This window comes from Albibacterium sp. (assembly GCF_035514885.1).
In the GTDB taxonomy this organism is placed as follows: domain Bacteria; phylum Bacteroidota; class Bacteroidia; order Sphingobacteriales; family Sphingobacteriaceae; genus Albibacterium.
The window spans coordinates 1-19860 of sequence record NZ_DATJCH010000019.1; the positions used below are offsets into that span (position 1 = coordinate 1).

At 36.7% G+C, this 19860-nt stretch carries 12 protein-coding genes and 1 pseudogene; 12 read left to right on the forward strand and 1 reads right to left on the reverse strand.

From position 1 onward, the window contains the following. From VL047_RS09460 to VL047_RS09505, 10 genes are all read left to right on the forward strand, one after another. Window positions 1-421: DUF1080 domain-containing protein (locus VL047_RS09460; RefSeq protein WP_325359993.1), on the forward strand; the 421-nt coding region annotated here is incomplete at its 5' end. Window positions 422-734: 313 nt separating this feature from the next. Then, window positions 735-3932: a TonB-dependent receptor gene (locus tag VL047_RS09465; RefSeq protein ID WP_325359995.1), complete on the forward strand. Its 3198-nt coding sequence runs from the start codon at window positions 735-737 to the stop codon at window positions 3930-3932. Between the two features lie 68 nt (window positions 3933-4000). Continuing rightward, entirely contained in the window at window positions 4001-5773 is a 1773-nt protein-coding gene (locus VL047_RS09470; protein WP_325359997.1) for a RagB/SusD family nutrient uptake outer membrane protein, read from the forward strand. A gap of 195 nt (window positions 5774-5968) precedes the next feature. Next, window positions 5969-6709 (forward strand): ThuA domain-containing protein, encoded by a 741-nt coding sequence (locus VL047_RS09475; RefSeq protein WP_325359999.1) that lies wholly within the window; start codon window positions 5969-5971, stop codon window positions 6707-6709. A gap of 24 nt (window positions 6710-6733) precedes the next feature. Continuing rightward, window positions 6734-9001 (forward strand): DUF7133 domain-containing protein, encoded by a 2268-nt coding sequence (locus tag VL047_RS09480; RefSeq protein WP_325360001.1) that lies wholly within the window; start codon window positions 6734-6736, stop codon window positions 8999-9001. Between the two features lie 250 nt (window positions 9002-9251). Next, window positions 9252-10730: a xylulokinase gene (locus tag VL047_RS09485; protein ID WP_325360003.1), complete on the forward strand. Its 1479-nt coding sequence runs from the start codon at window positions 9252-9254 to the stop codon at window positions 10728-10730. Window positions 10731-10747: 17 nt separating this feature from the next. Next, window positions 10748-12079: a xylose isomerase gene (gene xylA, locus VL047_RS09490; protein WP_325360005.1), complete on the forward strand. Its 1332-nt coding sequence runs from the start codon at window positions 10748-10750 to the stop codon at window positions 12077-12079. Between the two features lie 201 nt (window positions 12080-12280). Further along, window positions 12281-15364 (forward strand): PVC-type heme-binding CxxCH protein, encoded by a 3084-nt coding sequence (locus VL047_RS09495; RefSeq protein WP_325360007.1) that lies wholly within the window; start codon window positions 12281-12283, stop codon window positions 15362-15364. A gap of 108 nt (window positions 15365-15472) precedes the next feature. Next, a complete protein-coding gene (locus VL047_RS09500) occupies window positions 15473-16636 on the forward strand; it encodes a Gfo/Idh/MocA family oxidoreductase (protein WP_325360009.1) in 1164 nt (387 codons plus the stop codon). Between the two features lie 2 nt (window positions 16637-16638). After that, entirely contained in the window at window positions 16639-17694 is a 1056-nt protein-coding gene (locus VL047_RS09505; protein ID WP_325360012.1) for a sugar phosphate isomerase/epimerase, read from the forward strand. Window positions 17695-17753: 59 nt separating this feature from the next. Here VL047_RS09505 and VL047_RS09510 read toward each other — a convergent pair whose 3' ends face one another. Then, entirely contained in the window at window positions 17754-18776 is a 1023-nt protein-coding gene (locus VL047_RS09510; RefSeq protein ID WP_325360014.1) for a LacI family DNA-binding transcriptional regulator, read from the reverse strand. A gap of 277 nt (window positions 18777-19053) precedes the next feature. On the opposite strand from VL047_RS09510, the gene fsa reads away from it, so the two are divergent. Both fsa and VL047_RS09520 read left to right on the forward strand, forming a co-directional pair. Beyond that, complete coding sequence (fsa, locus tag VL047_RS09515; RefSeq protein ID WP_325360016.1) at window positions 19054-19707, forward strand: fructose-6-phosphate aldolase; 654 nt, start codon at window positions 19054-19056, stop codon at window positions 19705-19707. A gap of 8 nt (window positions 19708-19715) precedes the next feature. After that, window positions 19716-19860 (forward strand): annotated as a pseudogene (locus VL047_RS09520) (transketolase); the annotation flags it as partial.

Below are 19860 nucleotides of genomic sequence, written 5' to 3' on the forward strand. Positions count from 1 at the left end.
CAGAGGAAACAGTGGGATCTTTTTAGCTGCTACCAATGGTAATGCAGGCGGCTATGAGCTTCAAGTTCTTGATGGGTATAACAACGAGAATAAGACTTATGTTAATGGAATGGTCGGAAGTATTTATAAAGAATCCATTCCATTAGTAAATCCGGCTAAAAAACCCGGAGAGTGGAATGTCTATGATGTTATTTGGACAGCTCCTTTGTTCAATGCAGACGGAACTGTTAAAGCTAAAGCAAGAGCAACTGTGTTTTTAAATGGAGTGCTCATACAGAATAATGTAGAGGTTCAAGGTGAAACCGCTTATATTGGGAAGCATGAATACGTAGCGCACGGACCTACACCCATCAAGCTGCAATCCCATGGTGATCCAAGTATTCCAATAAGTTATCGGAATATTTGGTTAAGAAAATTGTAATCATAGTTTAAAATATATCCCACAGAAGCTTCAAAAGCTATCGATATTCTTTTAGTGGTATCAGTAGCTTTTGAAGCTTTTTTTATTGTTTTTAAAATTCAATTATTTTTTGGTTTATTAAAAATAGTTTATATATTTACTATAACTATGCAAACGTTGGCATCGGTCTATTTGACTTTGCTGGTTATTAGAGATTATTTTTTTAGTTACAGTGCCAACGTTTGCATGCTATAAGTATTGTTTTTAAACCAATTATACAATACAAACCAATTAGAGTCCATTAAACAAAAATTATAAACAAACCTAAATTACTATGAATCAAATTTTACAAAATGTGTTAGACAAATCTGACAAATGGAGATTCTGTCTAAAGTACTATCAGGAAAATCTCTTAAGGTTTTCTCTCGTAGTTGTGCTGACGATATTAACTAGTTCGTTAGCTTTTTCTCAAACTCAGGTGTCTGGAACTGTAGAAGATCCGGATGGCTTACCTTTAGTAGGGGTAAGTGTAAAGGTAATGGGCACCACGCAAGGAGTTGCGACTGATCCAAATGGTCGCTTTACAATTTCAGTTCCTAATCAGAACAGTGTTCTTGAATTTACCTATATAAGCTATCTTAAACAAGAAGTGACTGTTGGTAATAATAGAACTTTGAACATTGTAATGGAACCAGATGTTCAGGCTTTATCTGAAGTTGTGGTTGTTGGTTACGGTACCCAGAAGCGTGCTGAGGTTACAGGATCCATTAGCTCAATCAAAGGAGATGAGTTGGCTCAAGTACCGGCTCCGAATATTAGCGAATCGATGGCTGGACGGATTTCTGGTATAAGTATGCGTCCTAACGGTGGACAACCAGGTTTTGATAGCCCTGATATTCATATCCGTGGTATTGTAACTACAGGGGATAACAAGCCTTTGGTTATAGTAGATGGAATAAAACGGGATAATATGCAACAAATAGACCCGTCTACTATCGAAACTGTTACGATTTTGAAAGATGCGGCTGCGGTTGCTCCTTTCGGTATTGGAGGTGCGAATGGTGTTGTGTTAATTACAACTAAACGTGGATTGGTTGGAAAGCCTCAGGTTCGCTTGAGTTCTTCTATAGGTTTTTCCAATCCTACTTATTTGCCAGATATGTTAAATGCTCGTGATTATATGCTCCTACAAAATGAGGGTTATTATAACCAGAGCCCAAACGGTACAACGCCGCCTAATGATCCTGATTTAATTGCGAATTATGATCAGTTGCATAAAGACGATCCTTATAAATATCCTAATTCTAATTTTACTGAGCTGTTCAATAAGAATACTCCAACACAGAATTATTCATTAGATTTTAGAGGTGGAACTGAGAATGTTACTTACTATGCTAGTGTAGGATATTACGATCAAAAAGGGATTTTTGATCCGGTTGGTTATAACCGTTATAATTATAATCTTAATTTAGAAATGAAGCCTACGGCTACTACAAAAGTAGGATTTTCATTGCAAGGATCTATTTCGCGTATCGATGACATCGATGCTGATGAGACAACAGGTAATCACTTGTTCCGTGCTTTTTATAAATTCTTACCGACTCAAACTTTGATTTATCCAGGTGGAGAAAGATGGGGAGAGTCTTCTGCAAATAGTCCGGTCGGAGTTTTGAAATCTCCTGGATATAGAAAGGTAGATCAGAATACTTTATTGAGCACTTTATTTGTTGAACAACAAATAATTGACGGCTTAAGTGTAAAGGGTGTGTTTAGTTATGACCCAACTCAAATTAATAATAAGCTGTATCATGTGCCTTTTAAATATCATGTTATTGACTTGTCTACTAATCCCTATTCTTATACTGAAGCCATATCCTTACAAGAAGGTGGAGGTAAGCCTTATACTTGGCTTAGTTTAGAGAATAGCCGTAGAACTAATTATACGTACCAGGGATATATTAATTATAATAAGACTTTTAATGATGTTCATTCGGTGACAGGTTTATTGGTTGCTGAAGGGCGTCAATTTAAAGGAGATTTCTTTAATGCAAGAAGAGATAATTTTAGTGTAGGTATTGATGAACTAGGTTTAGGAAGTTCAAATCGCTTGGATTTCAACAATGACGGTAATTCAAACACAGGAAGTGAAGTAGGATATGTATATCGTTTGGCTTATGCTTATGATCAGAAATATATTTTCGAAGCAGCAGGACGATATGACGGACATTATTACTTTGCTCCGGGAAGCAGATGGGGTTATTTTCCTTCTTTCTCGGCAGCTTGGCGTATCTCTGAAGAGAAATTTATGGATGGTACCGATAACTGGTTAACCGATATGAAAATTAGAGGTTCATGGGGTAAAGCAGGGATGCTTGCCGGATCAGCTTTTCAATACATGACTGGTTATAGCCTAAGAGGAAATGCATATGCTTTTGGTAATGGTACTTTAGTACAAGGATCTCGGGTTGAAAGAGAGCCAAACCCTAATATAACATGGGAAATATCAACTAAGACTAACGTTGGTGTTGATTTCAATCTGTGGAATAGCAGACTTAATGTAGAGTTTGATTATTTTACAGAACGTAGAACTGGTATGCTTCTAGCTCCTCAAGTTACTCTTCCAGTAGAATATGGACTTGATTTATCTCAAGAGAATAAGGGAGAGATGAAAAATAGAGGATTTGAATTGAGCGCAGGAACCAGGGGTAGCTTTAGTGAAGATTTTAGTTATTCATTAAATGCAAATGTGAGTTATGCTAAAAACAGTATGATTGAAGTTTTTCAATCAGATGCAGAAGCTAATAACCCTAACCGTACAAGAGTAGGGCAGCCGTTTGGTACTCCATATGGCTTTAAATCGCTTGGATTGTTCTCTACCAGTGATGATACTAACGGTGATGGCATTGTGAACTCTCAGGATGGATACAACGTTCAACAGTTTGGTGATCTTCACCCTGGTGATATAAGATATGCGGATTTAAGTGGCCCAAATGGCACTCCAGACGGTGTGATTGATGATAATGATTTAACAGTCATTGGTAACCCAGTTTATCCTGCTTGGACATTTGGATTTACTCCTTCAGTTGAATGGAAAGGAGTTGGTTTATCATTATTCTTCCAAGGATCAGGTAAGTCAAATATCAATATCAGACAGTTTATGACTGTTCCATTTGAAAACAATGGAAGTAATACTGCTTATGAGTATTATGATAATCGTTGGACTCCTGATAATCAAAATGCTAAATATCCACGTTCTCTTCCTGCTCCTTATTCGAATAACACAAAGGCTTCGGATTTCTGGATGGCGAACACAAGTTACCTTCGTTTGAAAACTGCTTCTATCAGCTATAGAATTCCTGAAAGAATCACCAAGCAATGGGGAATAGGATCTTTGAGAGTATATGCAACAGGTCAGAATATGTTTACATTTAGTAAGCTAAAACATATAGACCCTGAAGTTGGATACTCTAATCGGGAAACCTCATATCCTGTTATGAAATCAACGACCTTTGGAATAGAATTGAATTTTTAAGATAATTTATTATGAAAACAAATAAATCAATATATAATCGAGTTAGACCCTTTATAATATGTTTAGGGATGATTCTCTTAATCGCATCATGTAAGCCAGACGAGTTCCTGGATAATGACAATAAGAGTAATTTAACTGACGTTACACAGTGGGCGAATGAAACAAATGCGGATATTTACTTGAATGATATTTATAGTGAGATTCCTAATAGATCAAGCATAACAGAAAATCTGGATTTTTATACGGATAATTATAATATTAGTCATTATTATACTGCATCCAATTGGAGAGTAGGTATGGCTATTGTACCATCATCCAGTACAGGTAATATTTGGGGAGGAACACAAGGTCCTACCAATGGATTTACTTGGCAGAATTTCTTTGTAAAGATCAGGAAGATTAATACCTATATACAAAAAATGACTGAGAATAAGGCTAATTTTTCTGAGAGCTATTTCAATCGTCGAATTGATGAAGCTAGATTTCTACGAGCCTATTTTTACAGTGAATTCTTTGTACATGTAGGAGGAATACCTATACTTACTGAGGTGTTGGATCGTGGTAGCATGTCACCAGAAGAGTTGCAAACACCGAGAGCTACTTTTGAAGAAACGTTTAATTTCATTACTAGTGAATTAGGAAGCATTGTTTCTAATGGGTATTTGCCGGTTAAAATGTCAGCAGGTTCACCTGATGCAGGTAGAGCTACTCTAGGTGCTGCGTTAGTAGTAAAGGGATGGATTGAGTTATTTGGTGCAAGTCCTCTGTTTAATACAGCATCACCATATTTACCTGATCCTGGCAAGTTCGTTCATTTTGGAAACTATGATCCAAATAGATGGGCTACTGCTGCAGCTACTAATAAAAAATTCATTGATGAATATGGAAACGGTAATCCTTATGGCTTATTCGATGATTTGGCGAATCTATGGAGAGAGTCGAATGAATATAACTCTGAAGTGATCTGGGACAGACAAATTGTAGCAAATACAAATATGGGTTCAAGTTATGAAAGATTTGGCGGGCCAACCTACGTATTGGGAGAATATCAAACATGGGGGAATTATAACCCAACCCAGGAATTGGTTGACCAATTTAGTATGGCAAATGGTAAACTAATTACTGACCCTACTTCAGGCTATGATCCTCAAGATCCATATAAAGACCGTGAACAAAGATTCTATGATTTCATTGTATTTGATGGAGCGCATTATAAATTGGATTGGATGCCTAGGGAGGAAATAATTCGTACCCGTATCGACGAAACTGTGCCTAATCCAGATAAAACAAACCAAATTGACTTGGCTGGTACAACAGATGTGGGAGATTCAGGTTACTATCAAAAGAAAAAGTTAAATCCTGATAAAGCTCCTGGAGATAATGCAAGTGGTCAGAATTTTATTTTCTATCGTTATGCAGAAGTTTTACTTAACTATGCAGAAGCAGCAAATGAAGCAAGTGGACCTATAGCAGGTGTTTATGACGCAGTTAATAAAATTAGAAACCGCGCAGGACTTCCAAATCTTGCAACTGGACTTTCAAAAGAACAGATGAGAGAAGCAATTTATAGAGAGAGAAGAGTAGAGCTTTGTTTTGAAGATAAGCGATTCCTTGACACTAAACGTTTAGCTCAGAATGAAGAAGTAATGGGTACACCTAGACATAATATGGTTATCCGTAATACAAAACCAGCTGATAACTCAGGTGTGTGGGTATATTCTGTTGAAGAGGAAAAGAAATATACTGTGAAGTTTTTACCTAAACAGTATATGAGTCCGATCCCACAAAATGTGATAGATCAAAATCCAAATATTGAACAAAACCCAGGTTATACAAATTAGATAAAAAATGAAACGGGATTGCTTGATTTTAAGTTAATCCCGTTTCTTATTACTGTTATTAATTGTTCATATAGAGATTCATGAATAATTTAATTTCAGAAACAGCATACATCTAAGGAGGTACTCTTAAGTTTATAACACTCTCATCATTAAAAGAGATTATTGCTCCTGAATATTATACTAATCGTCTATCAAATGAAAAATAAAATTACTTTATCACTTCTTTTTTGCTTTTTCCTAATCTTTTCATTCAATGAAAATTTATGGGCTAATTCAAATAAGATATTAGTCTTCAGTAAAACAGTAACATTTAGACATTCCTCTGCTATATCGGCTGGCCAAACAGTAATTCAGCAACTGGGTAAGGAGAATAACTTTGAAGTAGAAGTTACTGAAGATTCACAGGTTTTTAATTCTGAGAACCTCAAACAATTTGACGCTGTTGTTTTCTTATGTACGACTGGTGATGTTTTAAATGATGAGCAGCAGGAAGCATTTGAAAATTACATTCAATCAGGAGGAGGATTTGTTGGAATCCACTCTGCTACAGACACAGAATATGATTGGCCATGGTATGGTGAACTTATAGGGGCCTACTTTAAGAACCATCCTCGTGGACAACAGGATGTATTATTGAATATAATTGACGCGAATAATATATCAACATCTCATTTACCACAACAGTGGAAAAAAACTGATGAGATTTATAACTTTAAATGGATTGGTCAAGGGCTTGATGTTTTAATTACAGTTGACGAGAATAGCTATGAAGGTGGCCAGAATGGTGAATTTCATCCAATTAGTTGGTTTCATGCATTTGATGGGGGCCGTTCTTTCTATACAGCTTTAGGCCATGACGAAAAATCCATTACCGATCCTCTTCTTGTTAAGCATATTTTGGGCGGGATTAAATATGCTATGGGGCGGACGAAATAATTAAAATAATCTGAAAAATTAAATATGAAAAAGACACTTTGGATTTTTAGCATGATCATGATCTCCATGTTAATTATCACTTGTACAGCAATAAAATCAAAAGATACTAGCTTAGTAAACAACCCATACCCTGCAAGAACGTTCGATCCTAATCCTAGTTCTGAATATTTGTCTCCGGAAGAGAGTATGAAAACTTTCAATTTACCTCCAGGATATCATTTGGAGTTGGTTGCGAGTGAGCCAATGATAAAAGAGCCAGTTGCTATTGCCTGGGATGGTAATGGTAGAATGTTTGTTGCTGAGATGTTAACTTACATGCAAGATGCTAACGCTTCTGGTGAGCAAACTCCTGTTAGTCGTGTTTCCATGCTTGAAGATACTAATAACGATGGAGTTATGGATAAGAGTACAATATTTGTTGATAGCCTCTTACTTCCAAGAATGATATTATGTGTAAATGATGAAGTTTTTATAAATGAGACTAATAGTATAACTATAACCGCTTATAAAGATACAAACGGAGATGGTAAGGCAGATACGAAGAGAATCGTTTATGAAGATCCTAGTTATTCTGCAAATGATGCTAATATGGAACATCAAAGAAGTGGTTTGGATTGGAACCTCGATAATTGGATGTACATGACTTATGAGCCAATACGATTTAAGTATGTTGATGGTGTTTTGAAAGCAGATTCAATTATTAGTGGTTCGGCTGGACAATGGGGTTTAACGCATGATAATTATGGTAGATTGTTCTATTCTCGTGCTGGTGGGGAGATTGCAGTTCAAAGATTTCAGATTAATCCTGTATACGGTGCCCTTGATTTTAATGATCAATATAGTGACGATTTTAATGCTGTTTGGCCTATTATTTCTACACCCGATGTTCAAGGCGGATTACTCAGATTACGACCTGATAGCACGTTGAATCATTTTACTGCAGCAGCAGGCCAATCGATTTACCGTGGTAATGCATTGCCGAGTGATTTATTAGGTGATTATATAGTTGCAGAACCTGTTGGTAGACTAATAAGAAGAGCAAAAGTATTAAACTTAAAAGGTAAGCGAGTGGTTCAAAACGCTTACTATAGACAAGAGTTTATTTCTTCTACTGATATGAATTTCCGACCAGTAAATACCTATACAGGGCCAGACGGTCATTTATATATCGTAGATATGCATCGAGGTATTATTCAGCAAGGAAACTGGACAAGACCGGGATCGTTCCTTAGGAAGGTAATTGATAGATATGGATTTGGAGAGAATATTGGTCATGGAAGGATTTACCGTTTAGTTCATGATGGATATAAGTCTCAACCTCTACCAAAAATGTTAAATGAGACACCAACTCAGTTGGTAAGTCATTTATCTCATCCAAATGGATGGTGGAGAGATAATGCTCAAAAGGAATTAATAGTACGTGGTGATAAATCAGTAGTGCCACAATTGAAGAAAATCGTGACTGAATCGTCAAATTCGGAGACAGCACACTTAGCAAAAGTTCATGCATTATGGACTTTAGAAGGGTTGAATTCTATTGATGAAAATATATTATTAACAGCATTTAAGGATTCGCATGATCAAGTGCGGAGAGCGGCGGTGTGGATTAGTGAGCCATTTATTAAAGAAAATAATGCAAAGATAATGGATGCATTAAAAGGACTTAAATCTGACCCGAGTTATGATGTTCGGACGCAGCTTCTGTTATCACTTTCTGTCAATAAGGAAGCTTCTAAACCGTTAATTGATGCTCTTATGGCTGAGAATCCAAATAATGAGATGCTTAAAGCCACTCAGGCTTCATTAGACCAAACTGAAAACATTAGAAATTATGGAGTTAGGCTTGGTTCATTACCCGCTTCAGATCGTGAACATGTATTAAAAGGTTCTGAAATCTTCAGAGCATTATGTGCAAGTTGTCATGGAGATGATGGAAACGGACTTGCATCGAAGGTTGCTCCACCATTGGTTGGTTCAAGAAGATTACTAGGAGATAAGAATACAGCGATTCGAATAGTACTTAATGGTATTAGCGGTCCTATTGATGGCCACAATTATCCCGGTGGTTTTATGCCTTCTTTCGGAGATAATAATGACGAATGGATTGCTTCTGTTTTGAGTTATGCACGTTTTGAATTACGTGGAGGTCGAGGGAATTTTGGAAATCCTTTTAATAGAGTTTCACCTTTTATAAGCACAGAAGAGATTAGTGCTTTAAGAGAGAAATTAAAGTCTAGGACTAATCCATGGACAGTAGAAGAGTTGGAAGCTGAAGCAGCTAAAGAAAATTAATCTATAAATTGAATATCTGGATTGATGAATTGTACTATTGCAATTCGTTAATCCAGATATTCAATTTATGGTTTATAATTAATTGCTATTTCTGTATGGTGTTTTCATAAAGTTAATAGGTATTTATTTTATTTTATTGTAATATTTTTTAGCTTTACACACGCAATGCAAACGTTGGCGTTGTAGCTTGAAGAATCCGCTTAAAAAGGGAATAAATGCGGACATTATTTATTATTAGGAGATAGGATTTATGTTATTATTAGGAATTGATGTAGGTACATCGTCGATAAAGGTTTCTGTAGTTGATTCGGCTACTCAGAAGTGTATCGCATCAACTCAATATCCAGATGTAGAGTCGGAAATTATTGTAAAAGAAGCAGGATGGGCAGAGCAGGATCCTGAGACATGGTGGGAGCATGTTCAGAAGGCCATATTACGGCTTAATGAACAAGGTACTTATAATCCATTAGATATTGTCGCAATAGGTATTGCTTACCAAATGCATGGATTAGTTCTTGTTGATAAAGATCAGCGCGTAATAAGAGATTCTATTATCTGGTGTGATAGTAGAGCCGTTGAAATTGGGGATAGGGCTTTTAATGAAATTGGTCATGAACGTTGCCTGAGCCATTTATTGAACTCACCAAGTAATTTCACAGCAGCCAAGCTTGCTTGGGTAAAGGAAAATGAACCAGAGTTGTTTGAGAAAATAGATCAAATAATGTTGCCAGGTGATTTTATTGCTATGAAACTAACTGGTAATATAACTACGAGTATATCGGCTTTATCAGAAGGGGTTTTCTGGGACTTTAAGGAAAATCAATTATCAAAGGATGTAATTGAGTATTATGGCTTTGATAAAGAAATCTTTCCGCCTACTCAAAAAGTATTTTCATCGCATGGTCAGCTTAGTAAAAGTGTTGCCAATACTTTATCGCTAAAGAAAGGTATTCCTGTAACTTATAAATCAGGTGATCAGCCTAACAATGCGTTGTCATTAAATGTATTAAAGCCAGGTGAAGTTGCAGCTACTGCAGGAACATCTGGGGTAATCTATGGGGTAACCGATCAATTAGTTTACGACCCGGATTTACGCGTGAATACTTTTGCGCATGTGAACTATACTAAGGATGTTAGTCGCTTAGGGGTTCTGCTTTGTATCAATGGTACGGGAATATTGAATCGTTGGATTAAGAATAACTTCTTGTCTAAAGATGGATATGAAGGTATGAATAGAGAAGCTCGTGAAATAGCTGTTGGTAGTGAAGGTTTACGAGTATTGCCTTTTGGAAATGGTGCTGAAAGGATGTTAAATAATAAGATTATTGGTGCTCAAATAAATAATATCGATTTAAATAGGCATTCACAAGCACATATCTTTAGAGCTGTGCAAGAAGGTATTGCCTTTTCATTTAGGTATGGTTTAGATAGAATGAGAGAAATGGGGATTAAGCCTGCTATAATCAGAGCTGGTAAGGCCAATCTTTTTATGAGTGATTTATTCATTGACGCATTTGTGAATTCTACTGGAGTTCCGGTTGAGCTGTACCAAACTGATGGAAGTGTGGGTGCTGCTCTAGGAGCAGGTATTGGATATGAAAGCTTCTCTTCAGCAGAGGAAGCATTTGCAAATATTAAACCGATAAAGATAGTTGAGCCAAAAGCTAATACTTCTTACGAAGAAGTATATCGGGAATGGGAAGAGTTATTAATCAGAGAATTAAATTAATTTAATAAATAATTATTATGTCAAAAATAATATTGGGAAATCAGGAGTTTTTTAAAGGTATTGGAGAAATTAAGTACGAAGGATTGAATTCTGACAATCCTTTAGCGTATAGATGGTATGATGCAGATAAAATAGTTAGGGGTAAAACTATGAAAGACCATCTAAAGTTTGCCGTTGCTTACTGGCATTCTTTTAATGCTAATGGTAGTGACCCTTTTGGGGCACCAACCTTAAATTTTGCATGGGATAAGAAAGATGATCCTATTGAGCGTGCAAAAGATAAAATGGATGCTGCATTTGAGTTTATTACAAAAATGGATCTTCCATACTACTGTTTTCACGATGTAGACGTTGTTGATTATGGAAATGATATTGTAGAAAATGAACGGAGACTGGAAGCGATGGTTGCATATGCTCAAGAGAAACAAAAGCAAAGTGGTGTAAAGCTACTTTGGGCAACTGCAAATTTATTTTCTCATCCACGTTATATGAATGGAGCTATTACTAATCCTGATTTCCATGTTTTAACCCATGGTGCTGCCCAAGTTAAAGCAGCATTGGATGCTACAATCGCTTTGGGTGGAGAAAACTATGTGTTCTGGGGTGGTAGAGAAGGATATATGTCTCTTCTAAACACTGATATGAAAAGAGAGCAAGAACATTTTGCTAAGTTCTTACATATGGCAAAAGACTATGCTAGAAAACAAGGATTTAAAGGAACATTCTTTATTGAGCCCAAACCTTGTGAGCCAACTAAACACCAATACGATTATGATGCAGCCACTGTAATTGGCTTTTTAAGACAATATGATCTTTTAGGAGATTTCAAATTAAACATTGAAGTGAATCATGCAACATTAGCGGGACATACTTTCCAGCATGAACTTCAAGTGTCAGCGGATGCCGGTGCTTTAGGATCTATTGATGCAAACAGAGGTGATTACCAAAACGGTTGGGATACCGATCAGTTTCCAAATAACATTAATGAATTAACCGAATCTATGCTGATTGTTTTAGAAGCAAATGGATTTGGAGGTGGTGGAATCAATTTTGATGCTAAGATTAGAAGAAACTCTACTGATCCAGCAGATTTGTTCCACGCACATGTAGGTGGAGTGGATATATTCGCTAGGGCCTTAATTATTGCAGATCAAATATTAGAAAAGTCTGACTACTCGAAAATCCGCAAAGAACGTTATAGTTCATATGATAGTGGAACTGGAAAAGACTTCGAATCTGGAAAACTTAAACTTGAAGATCTACGCGATTATGCAATTTCTAACGGAGAACCAGAATACAGAAGCGGTAAACAAGAATTTTTAGAAAACCTTATTAATAGATATATATAATCTATTGCTTTGGAAGTCAGGATATCTTTCATAACATAACCCAACGAATGTTAATCAGGCTTTAATAGATTAGGATTCTTAGAAAGGATCAGAGAGTATTTTTTGGAAGATGGAATTCTGTTAGTAAAAGCAGTACGCTTATTCAAAATCCTTTATATTACAAGTAAATTTAAAGGGTTTTGAATTTTATTTAAATAGAGAATGAAAATCAATATAGAAAAATATTTGCTAGCTAGAATCGCTTTGATATTGCTTCCCGTTGGGTTATTCCTGAATGCTTGTACTTCTGCATCCAGCAAAGAAAATAACAATACTAAGCTTTTTGCCGATAGTCTTTTAACAGAGGCTCAAAAACGTTTACCAGAAAACGCAGTGCTTGGGCTTAAGACCCTATCTGGATTAGAAGTGAAGCTTATGGCTTCAGAGCCTATGCTCATTAACCCTACTAATATTGATGTTGATGAGCGAGGTCGAGTGTGGGTTACGGAAGCCTATAACTATAGATTCGAAATTAATAAAAATAAATCACGGCCCGAAGGAGATCGAATCCTGATATTGGAAGATAAGGATGGTGATGGTATTCTTGAAACAAGTACAGTATTTTATCAAGGTCCAGAAATTAATGCCCCATTAGGTATCACTGTATTAGGCGATAGAGTACTCGTTTCGCAAAGCCCTTATGTTTGGGCTTTCTTTGATGACAATAATGATGGTAAAGCAGATCGAAAGGAAATAGTATTTCAAGGGATAGGTGGAGACCAGCACGATCATGGAATGCATTCCTTTATTTTTGGTCCTGATGGTAAATTGTATTTTAATTTCGGGAATTCAGGAACCACACTTAAAGACAAGAATAATAATGTAGTGTTAGATCAGGACGGTGATGAGATTGGCCCTGGTAAGTATACTGATGGAATGGTATTCCGTTCCAATCCTGATGGCTCAAATGTGGAAGTTGTCGGTTATAATTTTAGAAATCCATATGAGCCAGCGGTAGACAGTTATGGTACTGTTTGGCAAAGTGATAATGATGACGATGGAAATAAAGGCGTTAGAATTAATTACGTTATGGAATTCGGGAATTTCGGCTTTAAAGACGAAATGACTGGAGCTTCTTGGGGAGCTGATCGGATTAATATTGAAGATTCGATTCCTATTAGACATTGGCATCAAAATGATCCAGGTGTAATACCTAATCTTTTACAAACAGGTTCCGGTTCTCCAACCGGAATGGTAATATACGAGGGATCTTTATTGCCAGAACAATTTCACGGACAGATGATCCATGCTGAGCCAGGGCATAATGTTATCCGTTCATATCCAGTTACGAAGAATAAAGCTGGGTATAGTGCTGATATTATAAATATCCTAACAGGTGATGATGATCAATGGTTCCGTCCTTCAGATGTAAGTGTAGCGCCTGATGGATCATTGATTATTGCAGATTGGTATGATCCAGGAGTTGGAGGACATCAAGTTGGAGATCTACAGCGCGGTCGTATTTTTCGTATTGCACCTAAAACTTTAATCAATAAATATAGAGCTCCCGTTCTAGATTATAGTACTCCTGAAGGTGCTATAATTGCTTTGCAAAATCCAAATAATGCTGTTCGTCGTCATGCGTTTCTTAGTTTGCAAAAAATGGGAAATAAAGCTATTCCGGCTCTAGAGAAGTTATGGAAAGCAGATAACGATCCTCGTATGCGTGCAAGAGCTTTATGGGTATTATCTAAGTTTCCAAATGGAGAAAAGTATATAGCTGAAGCAATTAAAGATCCTAATCCAGATCTAAGAATTACAGGACTACGGGCTGCCCGTCAGTTGGATATAGATATTATTAAGTACGTTAAATTATTAGTAAAAGATAAAGATCCTCAGGTACGAAGAGAAAGTGCTATAGCGTTAAGACATAGCAAATCTGTTGATGCTCCGGGTTTGTGGACAACTCTTGCTGTTCAGCACGATGGTAATGATAGATGGTATCTTGAAGCATTAGGTATTGGTGCCGATCGACAATGGGATAGTTACCTTGCTGCATATTTAAAGGAGGTTAAGAATCCTTTGGCGACTGCAGCAGGAAGAGACATCGTTTGGCGTGCTCGTACTAACAGTACCCTTCCTTTTCTTGAAAGACTCGTAGTGGATACTAAAACTCCTTTAAAGTCTCGTTTAAGATATTTACGTGCTTTTAATTTTATTCCTGGTGAGGAGAAAGTTAAAACTTTATTAGGAGTACTACAAGAAAACCAAGGCAAGGACGTTGAACTTAGTGCCTTAGTTTTAAGATTATTAACTGTAAAGGATATTGCTAATTCAGCAATTGCTGCAAATGCAATTAAGGATGTTTTACGGTCTACAGAAGGAACACAGGAATACCTTAACCTGCTGCGACAATATGAAATTACAACCGAAGACGCAAAAGTGTTGAATATGGTAGTAAGAAACGGAGATAAACCTATAGGTATTAATGCAGCAAGATTGTTGTTTCAATTAAATAAGGGGCAGGATCTGAAGAATGCTATTAATACTAATGAGACAGATAATGCATTAAATATTTTAAATGCACTTGGAAGGGTCGGCAATACAGAATCAGTTGACATATTATCAGAAGTAATATTATCTGATTCCTATAGCATGCCGATTCGTAATAAGGCAGTTGAAGTAATTGGTAAAAGTCGCGTTGGAGAGTCACGTGTAATGAAGCTGCTTAAGGATAGCCAATTGCCTGAAAATCTAGTATCCTCAGCGGTTGCTGGCTTAAGTGGAAGCCGTAGTCCTGGGGTTTATGCAGAGGCGAAAACATTTTTACCAGCATCATCGACAGAGTCGTCAAAGGGTGGTCCTATAAATCTTAATGAACTACTTGCTATATCTGGAAATGTTGTCAATGGACAGGCGGTATTTAGCAGAGCATGTTTTGTATGTCACCAAGTGAATGGTGCCGGATTAGAATTTGGTCCAGCTCTATCAGAGATTGGAACTAAATTGCCTAAACAGGGTCTTTATGATGCAATAGTTCATCCATCTTCAGGAGTTAGTTTTGGATATGAAGGTTGGCAAGTTGAGATGAAAGATGGCTCAATCTTGACTGGAATTATTTCCAATAGAACTGAAACTGATATAGAAATTAAATACCCTGGTGGTGCGATTCAGAAAATCAAAACCGCTGACGTGAAGACGATGAAAGAATTGCCAGGATCATTAATGCCTGAAATGGCTCAAACTTTCACAAATCAAGAGTTCGCTGACTTATTGGAATATCTTTCTTCATTGAAAAGTCAATAATCAGAGATCGGATATTAAAAAAGGTCATTTGTTAGAATATATTCTAAAGAATTATAATCTTTAAGGAAAATCAAAGTTTTTAATCGAAAACAGAATAAATCAAATATTATGAATAGGAAATTACGAATGGGAATGGTTGGTGGAGGCACAGATGCTTTCATCGGAGCAATTCATAGAATTGCAGCAAATATGGACGGTCTTGTAGAAGTTGTATGTGGTGCATTAAGTATTAATCCAGAAATAGCAAAAGAAAGTGGTAGGGTGCTGTTTTTGCCTGAAGATCGGGTTTATCTCAATTTTGAGGAAATGATTGAGAAAGAAAGTCAACTACCTGCTGATGTACGCATGGATTTTGTAACGATCGTTACTCCAAATTTTGCACATTTTGCTCCAGCTATGATGGCCTTGGATAAGGGATTTCACGTGGTTGTTGAAAAGCCAATTACGTTCAGTTTGGATGAAGCTTTGCAACTTAAAAAGAAAGCCGAAGAAACAGGATTGATATTGATGCTTACCCATACCTATTCTGGATATCCTATGGTTAAACAAGCCAAACAAATGGTTAAAGAGGGAGTATTTGGTAAAATCCGTAAAATATATGTTGAATACCCACAAGGTTGGTTAAGTACCTTAACTGAGCGTGAGGGAAATGCAGGTGCTGCTTGGAGAACTGACCCTAAAAAATCAGGTAAAAGCGGTGCTATGGGTGATATTGGTACTCATGCTGCTCATTTGGCAGAGTATATATCTGGATTAAAGATTACACATCTTTGTGCTGATTTAAATACAATGGTAGAAGGCAGAAGACTGGAAGATGATGGAAATGTGTTGCTAAAGTTTGATAATGGTGCAGCTGGCGTTCTTATGGCATCGCAAGTGGCTGCCGGCGAAGAAAATGCATTAAAGATTCGCGTGTATGGAGAAAAGGGAGGAATTGAATGGGCACAACAAGAACCTAACTCACTAATTGTTAAATGGCATACTCAGCCGACTCAAACTTATCGCGCAGGAACTAATGGCTTCTTATCTGATGTCGCTAAGTTCAACTGCAGAACACCGGCAGGCCATCCAGAAGGATATCTTGAAGCCTTCGCCAATTTATATCGTAGCTTCGCTTTAACTTTATCCGCGAGATTGGATGGAACAACTCCTTCAGATTTGTTAGATTTCCCTTCCGTTGATGATGGAATTAGAGGAATGGCTTTTATTGATAAAGTGATTGAGAGCGGAGAAAGTAATGAAAAATGGACAGTTTTTGAAGTAAATAATTAATTATGCAAACACTTAAAGGACCCGGTATATTTTTAGCTCAATTTTTAGGTGAAAACCCACCTTTTGATAACTTAGAGTCTATTTGTAAATGGGCAAAAAGTATTGGCTTTAAAGGAATACAAATCCCAACTTGGGCAAGCAGTTATTTTGATCTCAAACTTGCAGCAGAAAGTAAAGATTATGCACAGGAAATAAAGGGTAAAATTAACGAATGGGGTTTAGAAATTACAGAGTTATCTACACATCTTCAAGGACAGTTAGTAGCTGTGCACCCTGCATATGATGAAATGTTTGACGGTTTTGCACCACAACAATATCATAATAATCCTAAAGCAAGAACTGAATGGGCTATTGAGCAAGTAAAGTTTGCTGCTCAGGCTTCTCGGAATTTAGGTTTAAATGCGGCGGCAACATTTAGTGGAGCATTGCTTTGGCATACAGTATACCCTTGGCCACAACGCCCGGCTGGATTAGTTGAAACTGGTTTTAATGAATTAGCGAAACGTTGGCATCCAATATTAGATGTGTATGAGGAGAATGGTGTTGATTTATGTTATGAAATCCATCCGGGTGAAGATTTACATGATGGTGTAAGTTATGAACGTTTCCTTGAAAAGGTAAACAATCACGCCAGAGCATGTTTATTATATGATCCGTCACATTTTGTTCTGCAATCCATGGATTATTTGACGTATATCGATTATTACCATGAACGTATAAAAATGTTCCATGTAAAGGATGCTGAATTTAATCCAACAGGAAAGCAGGGCGTGTATGGAGGTTATTCTAATTGGGTTGACCGCGCCGGGCGTTTCCGCTCATTGGGTGATGGACAAGTCGATTTTAAATCCATATTCAGTAAGCTGGCAGCCTATGATTTTAAAGGTTGGGCAGTAATGGAATGGGAGTGTGCCATTAAACATCCTGAAGATGGAGCTATCGAAGGTGCTAAATTTATCTCCGATCATATTATTCATGTGACCGAGAAAGCCTTTGACGACTTTGCTGCAACAGGCAGTAATGAAGAATATAATAGAAGATTAATAGGATTATCCTAAAGGTAGATTATAAAAAAAGGGCATCAACACTATTGATGCCCTTTTTTTATTGTAAAATTTTAATCTTTTTTTACTGTTGACTCTCTTGGAATCAAGAGAGGATCAATGATAATCTTTGGTATTGGTTCAGCATAGAACTCCGGACTTTTTATGAGTTTAACGAATAGAGAAGCTGCCTGTTCACCCATTGCTATGTTCTGTTGGTCAATTGTAGTTAAGCGAGGAGTAATATAATCTCCAAAAGCTTCGTTTGCAAATCCAATAACACCTACATCTTCAGGTACTTTAAGCCCGTAAGATTTTAAGGCTTGTATTGCTCCTAATGCAGTATAATCTTCTGGGGTAACAATTCCATCAAATTTTTCTCCACTTTGATAAAGCTGTCGTACACAACTTTCCCCAAATTCTCTAGATGGATTGCCATAAAAAATCAAATCCTCTCTTATTGGTAAATTATAAAATTTTAATGCGTCAATGCTTCCTTTTAAGCGTTCTTGAAAGATGCTGATTTTATGATTAGTAGAGATAATAACGATGTCTTTGTATCCTTGCTTAATAAGATGCTCTGTTGCCATAAAGCCCCCTTTATAGTCATTAATACTGACATAAGGAATATCCGCATTTTCAATAATACGGTCGAAAAGTAACAATGGAACTTTTTGTTTACGTAAATCTGTGAAATGTTTATAGGAGGTTGTCTCTAAAGATATTGAAGCAATAATCCCGTCAACTTGCAGTTGAAGAAAGGTCTCGATTCCTTTTATCTCCCTTTTTACAGACTCACGTGATTGATAAAGCAGTAACGTATAGCCGTTTGCATTAATAACATGTTCAATACCATGAATAACAGAACTAAAGAAGCTAAGTTCTAGTCTTGGAATGATTAAGCCAATTACCTTTGTTTTGCCAGATCGTAGTGAAGATGCAATTTTGTTACGGGTGTATCCTAGGCGTTCGGCGGTTTCTCTGACTAGAGCTTTGGTATTCGTGCTAATGGCTGGATGATCATTTAATGCTCTTGCAACAGTAGAGAATGTAATATTCAACTCTTTAGCTATATCGAGTATGGTTATTTTTTTCAAAGTGAAATATTTAATTGTTTACTACTAATCTAATGATCTAGTGTCTAGCTGATTATAATATTGATTTAATATAATAGAAACATGCTATTATTTATATTGTGATATTATTAATAGAGTAAATATATCTAAATATTTGATAGTTTAGTCCTCTTCACTGTTTATCCCTCGTAAAATTCAGGTTTTCTAACAGAGAAATTCCCGTTTTAATTGTGAATTTTAAATAAATCCATATCTTTATGCAAACGTTGGCACTAATTTATAAATTTAATTAAATATTATGAAGTTTTTTATAGACACAGCAAATTTAGTACAAATTAAAGAGGCAGAAGCCTTGGGTATTCTAGATGGAGTTACAACAAACCCAAGTCTTATGGCGAAAGAAGGAATTAAAGGTGAAGATAACATCCATGCGCATTATCTTTCTATTTGCGATTTAGTAGATGGAGATATCAGCGCGGAAGTACTTTCGACAGATTTTGAGGGAATGGTTGAGGAAGGAAAAAAATTAGCAGCTATTCATCCTAATATTGTCGTGAAAGTACCTATGATTAAAGAAGGAGTAAAGGCTTTAAAGTGGTTTACAGATAATGGTATTAAAACGAATTGCACATTGGTGTTTTCTGCTGGTCAGGCAATTTTAGCTGCTAAGGCAGGTGCTACCTATGTATCTCCTTTTATTGGTCGGATTGACGATACCGGTTGGGATGGAATTAAATTGATCGAGCAGATTGCAAGAATATATAAAATACAAGGATATAAAACTGAAATCCTTGCAGCTTCAATCCGTAATCCAAACCATATAATTAATTGCGCTGAAGCAGGTGCGCATGTTTGTACATGTCCGTTAGATTCCATATTAGGATTGTTAAAGCATCCTTTAACTGATATAGGAATGGTTCAGTTTTTGGCAGCAGCAGATAAAATGCAATAAGAAAGAAGATGACAGATATTAAAAAATTAGAGAGCATCGCCTCCCAAGTCAGAAGAGACGTTGTTCGCATGGTACACGGTTGCAGTTCAGGCCATCCGGGAGGATCATTGGGATGTGCCGATTATTTTACGGCCCTTTACTTTCATGCTCTGA